This window comes from Vibrio sp. La 4.2.2 (assembly GCF_027586995.1).
Taxonomy (GTDB): domain Bacteria; phylum Pseudomonadota; class Gammaproteobacteria; order Enterobacterales; family Vibrionaceae; genus Vibrio; species Vibrio mediterranei.
Genome location: NZ_JAPPTJ010000002.1, coordinates 135,099 through 147,694 on the forward strand (window position 1 = coordinate 135,099; position 12,596 = coordinate 147,694).

Annotated in this window: 16 protein-coding genes; 8 read left to right on the plus strand and 8 right to left on the minus strand. The window is 43.7% G+C overall.

Annotated features, from left to right (window positions below; genetic code table 11):
• Positions 1-20: 20 nt before the first annotated feature.
• From OH456_RS03785 to OH456_RS03795, 3 genes are all read right to left on the minus strand, one after another.
• Positions 21-767 carry a nuclear transport factor 2 family protein gene (locus tag OH456_RS03785; RefSeq protein WP_268668170.1) on the minus strand — a complete coding sequence of 249 codons (747 nt, stop codon included), beginning with the start codon at positions 765-767 and terminating at the stop codon, positions 21-23.
• Between the two features lie 109 nt (positions 768-876).
• The gene (locus tag OH456_RS03790; protein ID WP_006069489.1) at positions 877-1,182 is read right to left on the minus strand and encodes a DUF3861 domain-containing protein; all 306 of its coding nucleotides are present in this window, start codon (positions 1,180-1,182) and stop codon (positions 877-879) included.
• 35 nt (positions 1,183-1,217) lie between these two features.
• Entirely contained in the window at positions 1,218-1,709 is a 492-nt protein-coding gene (locus OH456_RS03795; RefSeq protein WP_006069490.1) for a DUF2798 domain-containing protein, read from the minus strand.
• Positions 1,710-1,806: 97 nt separating this feature from the next.
• Between OH456_RS03795 and OH456_RS03800 the strand changes: the two genes are divergently transcribed.
• A complete protein-coding gene (locus tag OH456_RS03800) occupies positions 1,807-2,232 on the plus strand; it encodes a MarR family winged helix-turn-helix transcriptional regulator (RefSeq protein ID WP_006069491.1) in 426 nt (141 codons plus the stop codon).
• 120 nt (positions 2,233-2,352) lie between these two features.
• Positions 2,353-2,820 carry an exoribonuclease R gene (locus OH456_RS03805; RefSeq protein WP_270032833.1) on the plus strand — a complete coding sequence of 156 codons (468 nt, stop codon included), beginning with the start codon at positions 2,353-2,355 and terminating at the stop codon, positions 2,818-2,820.
• 104 nt (positions 2,821-2,924) lie between these two features.
• Here OH456_RS03805 and OH456_RS03810 read toward each other — a convergent pair whose 3' ends face one another.
• From OH456_RS03810 to OH456_RS03820, 3 genes are all read right to left on the minus strand, one after another.
• Entirely contained in the window at positions 2,925-3,281 is a 357-nt protein-coding gene (locus OH456_RS03810) for a DsrE/DsrF/TusD sulfur relay family protein (protein ID WP_038227068.1), read from the minus strand.
• Between the two features lie 99 nt (positions 3,282-3,380).
• Entirely contained in the window at positions 3,381-4,160 is a 780-nt protein-coding gene (locus OH456_RS03815; RefSeq protein WP_270032834.1) for a helix-turn-helix transcriptional regulator, read from the minus strand.
• Between the two features lie 18 nt (positions 4,161-4,178).
• Positions 4,179-4,712: a YbhB/YbcL family Raf kinase inhibitor-like protein gene (locus tag OH456_RS03820; RefSeq protein ID WP_270032835.1), complete on the minus strand. Its 534-nt coding sequence runs from the start codon at positions 4,710-4,712 to the stop codon at positions 4,179-4,181.
• Between the two features lie 325 nt (positions 4,713-5,037).
• Between OH456_RS03820 and OH456_RS03825 the strand changes: the two genes are divergently transcribed.
• The 4 genes from OH456_RS03825 (at position 5,038) to OH456_RS03840 (ending at position 7,763) form a co-directional block, all read left to right on the plus strand.
• On the plus strand, positions 5,038-5,559 hold the full coding sequence (locus OH456_RS03825; protein ID WP_270032836.1) for an RNA methyltransferase: 522 nt from the start codon (positions 5,038-5,040) through the stop codon (positions 5,557-5,559).
• Between the two features lie 148 nt (positions 5,560-5,707).
• Positions 5,708-6,079 carry a GntR family transcriptional regulator gene (locus OH456_RS03830; protein WP_006069497.1) on the plus strand — a complete coding sequence of 124 codons (372 nt, stop codon included), beginning with the start codon at positions 5,708-5,710 and terminating at the stop codon, positions 6,077-6,079.
• Entirely contained in the window at positions 6,076-6,933 is an 858-nt protein-coding gene (locus OH456_RS03835) for an ABC transporter ATP-binding protein (protein WP_063605132.1), read from the plus strand. The genes OH456_RS03830 and OH456_RS03835 overlap by 4 nt, the downstream gene beginning before the upstream one ends.
• Positions 6,933-7,763, plus strand: coding sequence for a hypothetical protein (locus OH456_RS03840; RefSeq protein WP_006069499.1), 831 nt, complete (start codon positions 6,933-6,935; stop codon positions 7,761-7,763). The genes OH456_RS03835 and OH456_RS03840 overlap by 1 nt, the downstream gene beginning before the upstream one ends.
• A gap of 64 nt (positions 7,764-7,827) precedes the next feature.
• Here the strand turns inward: OH456_RS03840 and OH456_RS03845 are convergent, their stop codons facing one another.
• A complete protein-coding gene (locus OH456_RS03845) occupies positions 7,828-8,427 on the minus strand; it encodes a LysE family translocator (protein WP_124941271.1) in 600 nt (199 codons plus the stop codon).
• 119 nt (positions 8,428-8,546) lie between these two features.
• Between OH456_RS03845 and OH456_RS03850 the strand changes: the two genes are divergently transcribed.
• Positions 8,547-9,029: an Lrp/AsnC family transcriptional regulator gene (locus OH456_RS03850; RefSeq protein ID WP_031494763.1), complete on the plus strand. Its 483-nt coding sequence runs from the start codon at positions 8,547-8,549 to the stop codon at positions 9,027-9,029.
• A 335-nt stretch (positions 9,030-9,364) separates the two neighbouring features.
• Complete coding sequence (locus OH456_RS03855; RefSeq protein ID WP_270032837.1) at positions 9,365-11,536, plus strand: immunoglobulin-like domain-containing protein; 2,172 nt, start codon at positions 9,365-9,367, stop codon at positions 11,534-11,536.
• A gap of 120 nt (positions 11,537-11,656) precedes the next feature.
• Here the strand turns inward: OH456_RS03855 and OH456_RS03860 are convergent, their stop codons facing one another.
• The gene (locus tag OH456_RS03860) at positions 11,657-12,256 is read right to left on the minus strand and encodes a hypothetical protein (protein WP_270032838.1); all 600 of its coding nucleotides are present in this window, start codon (positions 12,254-12,256) and stop codon (positions 11,657-11,659) included.
• Positions 12,257-12,596 lie beyond the last annotated feature (340 nt).

Genomic DNA, 12,596 nt, shown 5'->3' on the forward strand with positions numbered 1-12,596 from the left:
ATAACTGTGCTGTTCTGCGATTAGAATTTACCGCCGTTGACCCACTCATGCTTTGGTGGAACAGGCTCTTCATTGATCCAAATTTCGACTATTTTCGCATTACTCACTCTGAATATCTCAAAGCGCGCATACTCTTGTTTTTGATGGATTACGCGACTGTACGCCACCACCGTATCACCCTGTCCGATGATTTTAAATACTTGGTTGTAAGCGCCGATGAGTTTTGATGGGTGAACCACGTTCGAGGAGGCATGAATAGGAATATCGTCAAAGGTGATGTAGTTGTCTATTGATTCCGTTTGACCAAGAACCATTACATCACAGAGAAAGCGACGTACTAGTTCTTTGTTGGACTCGGTGTGCTCTAAATCAGTGATTTCAGTTGGCCCACTGATCTGGTCGAGTTGGTCATCCGGATTATTTTGATAGGCAGAAATGACGTCCCAATGCTCAACTATCTTGTCGTGTTGGTCGGTGTCGAAAAGGTCAGTTGTGAGCCAATAAGCTTCGCCGTTATTGATATCTTGATAAGCTTGAACAAAAACATATTGTCCGTCGACAACAGAGCGAATGATCTGGATATCTCTGACTCGACAGCGTTCAATGAATGGCTCAAAAAACTCCACGAAACCCTCAATTCCATTTCGGACACCAGTACTGTGCTGGGTATAACGAATTCCTGTATATTTGGTCACCGCTTCTCTTACGTGACCATCGCGAATTCCTTCCATATATAGATTGGTGGCATTTTCCAGCTTCTTGCTCATATCTAACCCCGTCAATAAAGTGTCATTGTTAGAGTATTAAGCGTAGTTGAATCTTATTTAATGAGGAGAGAAACAAAAAGCCTCTCGTTACCGAGAGGCTAGGATAAGACTATTGTCCTTTAATGGTCTTCTTCAAATTTTGCATGAAGGTTTTGAAGTGGGGCATAAAGTCAGAGAATAGCGGATGCTTACGATCTTGCATCATCAAAGGACCTAATAGACGGATACTGACTCCAAGACGAGTCGCCGCTTGCTCATCCAGTCCACTCGACTGCTTCATTTTTTCGACAATGGCAAACATATCTTCTCTATCCTCGATTTCAAACGTCATGGTTTGAAGCTCGCGTTCCGCTTTAGTATTAGTTTCTTCGATAGTGATTCGATAAGTGTTGTGTTTACTATTGAGTGAATTCATAGTGCGCTCCTGTAGGGGGATTATTATTCTAAAGTCTAGCTTTTTAAGAAGGTTTCGATTTTAGGTTTCACTGTCATTGACATAACGACCATGATCGTTAGGCCAACAGGTAGTGCGGCAATAAAGCCCTTGAACCATTCATTGGTGAATACTGTCATATCAGCAAATCCAATGTTGTTGGCTGCGGTAACGAAAGCCAATAGCGATTCCATTACGACCGCCATACTTATCCCAACGATGAGGTTACGAAATGTCGCGCTTATTGACGGTAGCAGTCGATTGGCGAGCTTAGTAAGTAAAGTCATCATCACCATCCCGAAAGGCATCATTACGATAGCGGCTAGGGCAAATGAAGATAACCAATCGCTGTAAAAGGTTTCACCTAAACCGACATTCATGTAAGTCATCACACCTGTCAGAGTTCCTCCAATCACTGTCATCAAACTGACAATGACAAGCACCTTATATAGGATAGGGGTGCTTGCATCATTGGTGACAGGGGAAGCAGGCATTGTTTGTGTCGTCATTTAGGTTCTCCGGTCTTGAAATTGCTTAGAATTAAGTTGATAATGTCAACTATAAATATAATGGTTGATAATGTCAACTATATTTTTAAGGATCATTATGTCTGAAAACACCTCACTTGAATCGATTTTCCGCCTCGTCCATACGCTGAAGCGTCAAATGAGTGAACAAATTGAAAGCCTTGATTGCGATGTAGCACCGATGCATATCAGAGTAATGAAGATCATTACTAAGCGAGCACCTTGTACATCAATTGATATTGCAAACCTGCTAAGCAGAGATAAAGCGCAGGTTACAAGGCTTATTAATACTTTGATTTCAGAAGGGTTGTTGGAGAAAGCTCCAAACCCTGAAGACAAGCGAAGCCACTTCCTGATATTGACGCCCGCAGGTGAAACCATCATGAGTAAAGTGGCTGAGATTGATAAAGCGATGTTGCTTCAAATGACGGCGGGTATTGATAAGCAAGACTTGGCCAAGTTTGCTGCCGTTGCGGACGCGATGACGGATAACCTAACAAACTAGCGTAGCAGTCCTGATAGTGTGGGGTACCTAAACGGTCCGCAATATAGGAAAAATTGGAAAATTGCTGCAATCTGATTAGAATGCGCGGTTCCATTTGATCGTTAACCAGAGCAACTTACTATGCTTCGTGATTACACCTTTAACTGCCTTGTGACCATGCCTCGTCATGAACTGGAAGAATTCAGCCTTCGAATGATTAGCCGAATGGTGCCAGAAGATGTTATGAGTGAGCTGTTTACCTTTGAACAAGAAGAAGCGGACAGCGAAGAGCGCATGATGTCGGCCCGTCTTGACGCAACGTTGCGAATGACGGCAATTGCTCTGAGCGAGATTCAACAGGCATTTGATGATTCTGAAAATGCAAAACAGAACAGTGAGCGAATGACACGACTTGTTTTGTGGCATTTCTATGCCATCTCATTCAATTTAGAGCAGGCAATTACCCTAGAGGTGCACTGTGAACAGGTCGAAAAACTGCTGATTGATCCGCCACAAGATGCGTTTGGCTGGGTCAAAATACTCACTGAGCTGCTGCACACGTACGCGAAGATAAACGCTGAACAGAATCCGCAACAAGACGCCGAATAATTGCGGGCATTTAGAGTTTAGTTATATATGAATTGAGAAGGTGGTCGCGCCTTCTCAATGCATAGCTAGGTAGAGCTATCGCTCAGAGCCGAATGATTACCTAGCTAAAAACTGACTGTTTTGTCCGCCATTAATACCCAATTTGCCAAATCATCCATTGTGGCGAGTTCACAGCCTTCAATAACATCAAGTCCTGATAATCCACGCGCCTGAATACAAGAGCCGCAGAATTTGACCTCACTATCTTGGGCAATCACTATCTCTAGCATTTGTTGTATGTTGTAGCCTTCGTTCGGGGATTGTCTTGGTAAGACTGCAGTGACAGCATCGGAAAGCAAAAATAGATTCACCTTAACGTTCTGACTGTCTTGCTCATTGAGTTGAATGGCGAGTCGCAAGGCATTAAAGAGCTTCTCGGAACCATAAGGTGCATCATTGACGATAATCAGGACCTGCTGCATTTGAATTTTCCCTCTCGCAAAAAATAACCGTAAGAAGGGTAACATTACCTCACAAATTAAAGGGTTAATGGGATCACGTTATAGGTTCTGTTCGCAAGCTTAGACTGCCACTGTCTTAATATAGTCTCGAGGTGATAAACCAAATTTTCCTTTGAAGCGTTGGCTGAATCGACCCTCGGATTGATATCCACACGATTGGGCTAATAGTGCGACGTTATAAGAGCCGTTTTGGATTAAAAACAGAGCATGGTTTAAACGCACTTCTGCCAGTACTTCTCGATACTGTGTACCTTCTTGTTTTAACCGACGAATCAGAGTAGCACGACTCATAGCGAAATGTTGTGCGACGGTTTCTAGGGCATGTTCTTCGCTTGGGGAATGAGAAAGATAGCGACTCAGTTTTTGACTAAATCGAGTCTCTGAGTCAGAGAACAACTGATGCAACGCGCCGTATTCCGCTAATTGTTGGTAAAGCCCCATCACCCAGAAATTCTGGGTTACGTTACTCATGTGGTGTTGTTCAAATGAAAACAAAGCATTGAGTATGTCTTGTAATGTGTTTGTCGCTTCTAAGATTGGTAGGTCGTCTTCTTGGCTACGATTTCTGCTTGTCTCTAACATGGATTGTGTAGGTAAGCAGTGGAAACTGAATACTCTGGAAAGAAATCGTCCTTTCTGTGGTAGGTTTTCAAAGCTTAGTGATGCGGAGGCTTCGCAAAGCAGCAATTGAGAGTGCGACACATCCATGGCATTGTCTTTCCAAAAAAGTCGCTTACTTCCAGAAATGATTTGAATAATACTAGGGGAATGAATCCGCACATTTCTGAGTCGTTGAAGTTGTTCGGCTCGAAATAACGTTACTTGGTATGGATGGTTCATCATTCCCCCTTGAATAAGTTAGCGTGTATAAGTAGCAGTCAGTTTTGCTTTGCCTATCGCCATATTATTAAGCGTAAAGCCGATAACCGCAGATGGTGTGTCCTGATCAAGATCGAGTTTCTCTGTTGGCAACGCCCAGACGGTAAATTGGTAACGATGCATACCATCGGCCTTTGGTGGGCAAGCACCACCAAATCCAACACTACCATAATCGATTCGAGATTCTTGCCCCCCTAGTTTTTTGATATCCACACCTCGCGGTAACTCGGTCACAGAAGCTGGAATATTAAAGGCGATCCAATGCCAGAAACCACTGCCGGTTGGGGCATCTGGGTCATAGGCGGTGATTGCAAAGCTCTTTGTTCCCTCTGGAACGTCGCTCCATGTCAGTTGCGGTGACTGATTGCCACCATCACAACCCCAACTGTTATATTCAAAGGTTTTAGCCATTGGATGGCCTTCTTGAATATCATTGCTTTTTAATTCAAAGGCGTGTGCTGATCCCATGGCTAACAGGCTTAGCGCTAATACTGACGGAGTAAATACTTTCATTGTGGTGTCCTTTTGTGTGAGTTCGAAGCTAAGTGTATTCCTTCATTCACACTTCAGATTGTCAAAAAGTATCAAAGTTAACGGTAATTAATAATTTTATGATACTTAATGATAAAGGCAAACACCTCAATAGAGGTTTAAATGAAGTGGGGTGCCACTTTTGTTGTATAGGAAAGATATTGTTGTAGTAGGAAGACCCCTAACTCTGAACGGTGACTAGATATTGACGCGCACCAAAAACAGCACGAATAACGTTTCTATGGCATAATCCTGCGCCATCAAAGTACGCTTTTTATTATCTGACAAACCAAGTAGAACCCTATCAATGACAACAGAATCTACCGTCATTATCGGATTACACAATCCGAAGAGCCCAACGAATGTCGGTGCCGTAATGCGAGCAGCAGGGTGCTATAACGCAACCCAAGTTCGTTATAACGGAACCCGTTATAGCCGAGCTGTGAGATTTCAAACGGACACGCAAAACACCCATGAACGGATTGAGCTGGTTGAGATGAATGACTTAACGGCTGACGTCGCAGATAACGTTTCAGTTGTTTGTGTCGAGTTCGCCGTCGGCGCGACGTCGCTTCCTTCATTTAATCATCCAGACAATGCCGTTTATGTATTTGGCCCTGAAGATGGCTCATTACCACAAGAACTAGTAGATAAAGCCGACCATGTGGTTTATGTGCCTACCCATGGCTGCATGAATCTTGCGGCAACCGTCAATGTTGTCTTGTATGACCGTTTGGCCAAGTCGTTAGGACCGATCGACGATCATCAACAAGTTATGAGCAATCGAGATAATAAGAATCGTCTAAAGGTGAAAACAGTCGCCGTGTGACGACTTCAAGACCTCAAATAGTTGAGTAAAGCCCACTTTCTAAGGTGGGCTTTGTTTTCACTAATCCTATGTGAAAAACAATTACCTTCCAATCTGTTAGCTTAGGTGTTATACATGTATATAACACCATTTCAGTCAAGGGGCGCTAATGACGCATTGGCATGATCGTCAACCGATTTTCCGTCAGTTGGCTGATCAAATTACTCAACAAATACTCCAAGGTATATGGCAAGAAGGCGAGCCGTTACCGTCAGTTCGTAATGTCTCTGCAGACATGAAGATTAACCATTTAACGGTAATGAAAGGTTATCAGTTGTTGGTAGATGAAGGGCTAGTAGAAAAGAAGCGTGGCCAAGGCATGTTTGTGGCGATAGGGGCTAAAAACAAATTACTGGCTGATGAAAAAGCCCGTTTTCTTGAACAGCAAATCCCTCAAATTGCTGTAACTTTGCAGCGTCTGGATATGTCATTAGACGAGTTTGTCCAGCAAATTAAACCCCATATTAAAGGTGACCAATGAGCGCTTTAGTCAGTGTGCAAAATGCATCCAAGCAATATAGTAAGCAAGGTGAAGGCTTGCACGATATCAGTTTTGAGTTACAGGCTGGTCAGGTACTAGGTTTGCTTGGACACAACGGTGCAGGTAAATCGACACTCATTAACGCCTTACTCGGCGCACACGATTACAACGGAACCATCCGTATTAATGGATTCGAACCGATAACTCAGCGTGACAAGATCATGCAAAGCTTGTCGTACATTTCGGATGTTAATGTGCTTCCTGGTTGGATGACCGTGGCGCAGTTATTGGATTACACCGAAGGGGTGCACACAGGGTTTGACCGCAGTAAAGCGGATGAACTACTGCGCCAAACTGACATCAAACCACGTGCTCGAATCAAAGCTTTGTCTAAAGGTATGAAAGTGCAATTGCACCTAGCGGTAGTCATTGCGACCAATACCCAAATACTGATTTTAGATGAACCAACATTAGGACTCGACTTGGTTTATCGAGATACTTTCTACCGCCACCTTCTAGAGTGGTTCCATGATGGTGATCGAGTACTAATTATCGCCAGCCACGAGGTGAGTGAAATCGAGCATCTACTTACCGATGTGTTGATTCTTAAACAAGGGCGTACAGTGCTGCAAAGCTCAATGGAAGCCATCAGCGAAGATTACTTCATTCTAGATGCTAGCGATGAGTATCGCGCCGAAATTGAAGCTATGAAGCCGCTCTCTTCTCAGAAAGGACTGGGCAGCACCAAGTGGTTGCTGCACTCACACTTTTCAGAACAGGCAGAAACGCTAGGGGCGGTATACGGCGTGAAATTGGCAGACTTATTTTTGGCTTTGCAAAAGGAGGCGGTGTAATGCGTTCTATTATGGCAATGCTACGTAAAGAGTGGATAGAGAACCCGCTTGTAACGCGAGTTCCGTTATTCCTATTTGCTTGTGGTTTACTTTTGTTTATTAGCTTAATGAGCAGTTCGACCTTGCAGCACAATATGTTCTTTCATATGAACTTTAGTGGTGACGTGAGTGACATCCATAAAGAAATGGCTGACGACGTCAACATGCTGATTGCAGGTGGTGCGGGGCTTTTGTCAATACTGCTAGGTACTCAGTATTTCCCACGAACACTGCGTAAAGAACGTACTGAAGGAAGCATTATGTTTTGGCGTAGTATGCCAGTCAGTGATGTGAAAATGCACCTAGTTAAGTTAGCCTTTGGATTGCTAGTGATTCCACTGGTGTGTTCAATACTGGTGTTTTTTGCCGATTTTCTGTTGTGGTTGCTCAATACTTCAACCGATCATCAATTGGCATTGTTACATAAACAGTCTTCTTTACTAGCGGTTATGTTTAGTTGGGTAGGCTTCTACTTGAGAATGGTGATTGCCGGTGTACTCTTGCTCCCATTGGCCCTTAGCGCTATGGCAATATCGCAAAAAGTAAACTCTCCATTGTTGATTATGCTTATTGCAATCTATGTACTGCGCTGGATGCCGATAGCCATGTTTGGGTTTTACGGTGTCGACCAGTTCTTTTCGGACATTTTCTATCTGCCATTACATGCGATCTTGGCACCAAATCCGTTGAGTGCGATTCCAGCCGCCGGTTGGATGAATGTTAGTGTGTACGCAATTATCGGGTTCGCTGCTTGGACATTGAGTTTGAGGTTTAGTAAAACCGTTAGCTAATCGATATCACTCTAACTGACAGCCGTCTCCTGCTTGAACAAGGGACGGCTGTTTTGTATTGAGGTTAAATAGATTGCCCAGCCATCACAATGGCAACAATTCCTAAGCTTGCTCCAAGGCCGCGGTTGACCCACAAGAAGTATTTAGGCGATGTCAGTAGCTTATTGAGTGCTGAACCACAGTATGCCCAAATGCACATAGACGACACTCCAATTGCAATGAAAATAGCCATAATCACCGCGTCATCCGATAGAACTCTGTTTTGACCAGGCAGAAACTGCGTCAGTAGAGTTAAAGACGCAACCCAAGCCTTGGGGTTCAGAATCTGAACCAGCGTACCACTGAAAAAGCCAGTTTGTTTGTCCGTCTCACTATCGCTCAGTTTGAGGGTTGAAATCGACCAAGCAAGATAAAGTAGGTAACAGGTCCCTAGTACTTTTAGCGCTGTGTATAACATTGGTTCGGAGCTCAAAAGGTTTGTCAGTCCGAGCCTTGAGCCAACAAGAATAATCGACACACCTAAAGCACTGCCTGCGATGAAAGGTAACACAGCAACAAAGCCATACCGACTCGACAAACTAAGTAGCGCGATATTACCAGCGCCAGGTGCTATCGATATAGAAAATGAAAAAACGATAAACGCAAAGAGCAATTGTGCACTCATAAAATCCCCTGATAGTGTAATGTTGCAGTCACTATTTAGCTTATCGAAACCACTAGAAATAGAATTGCAATTTACGTTAATATCGAACTCATATTGAGCAGAAAATTTCCAAATTAACTATGAATAAGAAAGAAAGCGCTACATATGAGTTGGATGATATAGATATTGCCATACTGAGGATCATTCAACGTGAAGGTCGAATTAGTAATAATAAACTTGCTGAACGAGTGAATTTGAGTGAAACGCCATGTTGGAGGCGTTGGAAACGACTTGAAGAAGCGGGTTATATCGACAACTACACAACGGTTCTCAATCGACAGAAACTCAACCTACAAGTGTCAGGCTTTACATTGGTAACGCTAGGTAATCACGATGTTGAAAGTACAGAGCCGTTTGAAGAATTTGTGGGTTTGGTAGAGTGGGTGGTTATGTGTAGCTGCATTGCTGGCAGCGCCGATTACATTGTCCAAATAGTTGCCCAAAGCCTTGAGCAATACTACGACAGGCTTAGCGAGTTGCGACGTGTCAAAGGTGTCACGGCGCTACAGTCGAATATGTCGATAAAAGAAATAAAGAGTACCTCCCACTTACCGATTGGTTGAACACAAGCAGTTTCATACCTAAACGTTGACCATTGCCACTTATTTTCTAGAGAAAACTATCAATAGGTTGCTTGGTGGAAACTTCCTACTCTTTGATAAAAATATAAGCAAATTTCGCCTATATGCCTCATTTTATTACCTTGGTCTAGAATTATTCACTTATTGATTTTTCATCGTGAATTAAGATCACGATATCGAAAATCTATACAAAAAGTACATGTATATCATGTGATTAATTTCTTACTTCAATCATATAATTCCTACGGAACTCAATGCGTTGCTGTATCTAAATGCTGAGTGAATCCCGTAATGAAATTGAATGAATAAGAGGTAATATGATGAAGCAAAAAACGCTCTATCTTGCTGTGGCTCTAGGTTTAGGCAGTATTGCGAGTGCAGCATCGGCGAATGAGATGGTGAACCCGGAAGCTGGTGTTGTAGTTGGTTATTGGCATAACTGGTGTGATGGCGCTGGCTATAAAGGTGGTAATTCGCCTTGTATTACGTTGGATGATGTTGATCCTATGTACAACGTTGTCAACGTTTCATTTATGAAGGTATTTAACACCAGCGAAGGCCGTATTCCCACTTTTAAACTAGACCCTGCTATTGGCCTTTCTGAACCGGAATTTATCGCACAAATTGAGAAGCTTAATCAGCAAAACCGAGCAGTGTTGATCGCGTTAGGTGGTGCTGATGCTCATGTCGAATTGAAGACAGGTGATGAACAAGCATTCGCACAGGAGATCATTCGACTGACTGACAAGTTCGGTTTTGATGGTTTGGACATCGACTTAGAACAGTCGGCGGTAACCGCTTCGGACAACCAAACCGTCATACCAGCTGCGCTACGTATAGTAAAAGAGCATTACCAGCAGCAAGGCAAGAACTTCCTAATTACGATGGCCCCTGAATTTCCTTACTTAACGGAAGGTGGCAAATATGTTCCGTATATCACCGGACTAGAAGGCGACTACGATTGGATAAACCCACAGTTTTATAACCAAGGTGGGGATGGTATATGGGTGGATGGCGTTGGTTGGATTGCTCAGAACAACGACGCTTTGAAACAAGAATTTATTTATTACATCTCGGATTCTCTTGCTAACGGAACACGAGGTTTCCACAAGATTCCGCACGATAAATTAGTATTTGGTATTCCTGCCAATATTGACGCTGCGGCGACTGGTTTTGTCCAAGATCCTCAAGACCTCTATAACGCGTTTAACCAACTAAAGGCTCAAGGTCAGGCGCTGAGAGGTGTGATGACATGGTCAGTAAACTGGGACATGGGCACCAACGCTTCAGGTCAGGCTTACGGTGAACAGTTTATTAACGACTACGGTGCGTTTGTACATGGTCATACACCGCCACCACCTAGTGAAGGTAAGCCTGTATTTAATGGTGTATCTGATGTTCGTGTGCGTCATGGTAATGCGTTCGACCCTTATGCAGGCGTGACCGCAAAAGACAAAGAAGATGGAGACTTAACCAATAGCATTTCTGTTGAAGGCTCGGTCGACACTAACACCATCGGTACTTATGTATTGATTTATAGTGTGACAGACAGTGATGGCAACGAGACCAAACAGAGCCGTAATGTGGAAGTGTACAGCTTAGCTCCAGAGTTTGAAGGCGTCGCCGACGTCACCATCAAATTGGGCGATAGCTTTGATCCAATGCAAGGGGTAAAAGCCATTGACGCAGAAGATGGTGACTTAACCTCTCAAGTGCGTGTAGAAGGCAGCGTGGATGTAAACAAACTAGGTAAATACGACTTAGTTTACCGAGTAACAGACAGTGCTAATCAAACCACTACGGCAAATCGTGTGGTAACGGTCGCTGATGGCAGTTCTTGTGCAAACGCATGGGATGTTAGCGCTACCTACTCTAAAGGAGATCTCGTTTCTCATAACGGCTCAACGTGGCGTGCTGAATGGTGGACTCGTGGTGATGAACCAGGCACTACCGGAGAGTGGGGAGTATGGCGAAAAGTGGATGATAATGGTTGCGGAACGCCAGCGCCAGGTTTTGAATTCACTATCGATGGGTTGAGCTCTCAGTACACTTTGACTGGTGGTAGTGTTACTTTAAACCCAGTCATAAAAACCAGTGAATCTGCTTCTGTCGCCGTTACAGTTGAAGATAGCTCTAGCGCTAAGATATACGAGCAAACCCAGCAGGTGAATGGCGAAGCGACGTTAACCTTGACATTGTCAGCTATTGAAGCTGGTAACTTTGTATTCAGAGCCACCGCGACAGACGGTGACGGCAATTCGGAAGTGGCGACTCATGGATTTAAAGTGGTGGATGAATCAGTAACACCTCCTCCGGGAGAACATCCTGCTTACGATCCTAACACGACCTATGCAGAAGGGGATATAGTCACTGGCTCTGACGGCGGTTTATATCAATGTAAACCATGGCCTTATACAGGTTGGTGTTCAAACCCATCGTATGCACCGGGTGAAACTGTGCATTGGTCAGATGCTTGGGACAAACTCTAATAATTAACTTCTGAGTTCCAAAGATAAGCCTCTCTGAATATCAGAGGGGCTTTTTTGTTGGCGGAGAGTAAGCTTTGCTCGGAAATGTGTTCTTTTACGTGATTCGTAGACTAAACAGCACTATTTTTGAAAGTGATTGAATACATCATCAATTGAACATGATACATCGAGTGGATTTTCTTGCCCTTGCACTAACATCATAGCGGAGCTAATTTCGGCTAGCGTACTGTTTCTCGAACTAGCAACCCTCTCTGGAGTCGACATACCAGCATGTGGCCAACCAGCATAGCCACCTTCTCGCCAGTTATCATTCGCACCACCTTCACTACCACTTGGCAATCGAAAGTCATCCTCTTCGGCTTTATCGATGACGACCATAACTAAGTCTTGGTCCCTTGGGTAGTAACCTGGGTCCATACCCAATAAGCGTTCTATTCTTAGGTGTGACAGGCCTATGCCAAAGCTATCAAATGTACTGCGGTCTGTAACCCAGAAAACACCGTCTTTTCTTCCGAGTGTCCTGTTGGATTTCACATACTGCTCAAAGATATTCCTAGGGAACACGCAGACTGGAATATTAAGCTTATAGTTTGTCATCGGCACGAGAGCGGTAGAGGTTTTGTCGATAACGGCTAAAGCATTACACAGTCGAGTTGGTGTAACTAGGTTTTTAGACTGCTGTAATAACTGTCGAGATAATAATAAAGGTGATGGAAACATGGTATGACCCCTGTAAATAACTAGTAGTGAAAATGACAGCTCATACTTCGATAGTGCGTGTGAGAATTAGTATGGCACAACTTTCATATCGCGTTGCGTTTTATAGAACGGTTTTCACAACGAGCAATCTATAGGGCGTTAACGAAGTTTGGTCAGAAAAAGTTACTTAAAATGTCGTTATGAAAGGCCGAGGGCGCGAAGTTCGGGTTACATGTACTGGCAGTGCTTTAATAAGAATCAATGGGGTCGGGTCTTGCTTTTTCTACTATTCGTTTGGGTATTTCAAAGAATTGTCGTCGGACAATAAAGTTTGTGACCAATTTCGAAGAAGCTTTTGGAC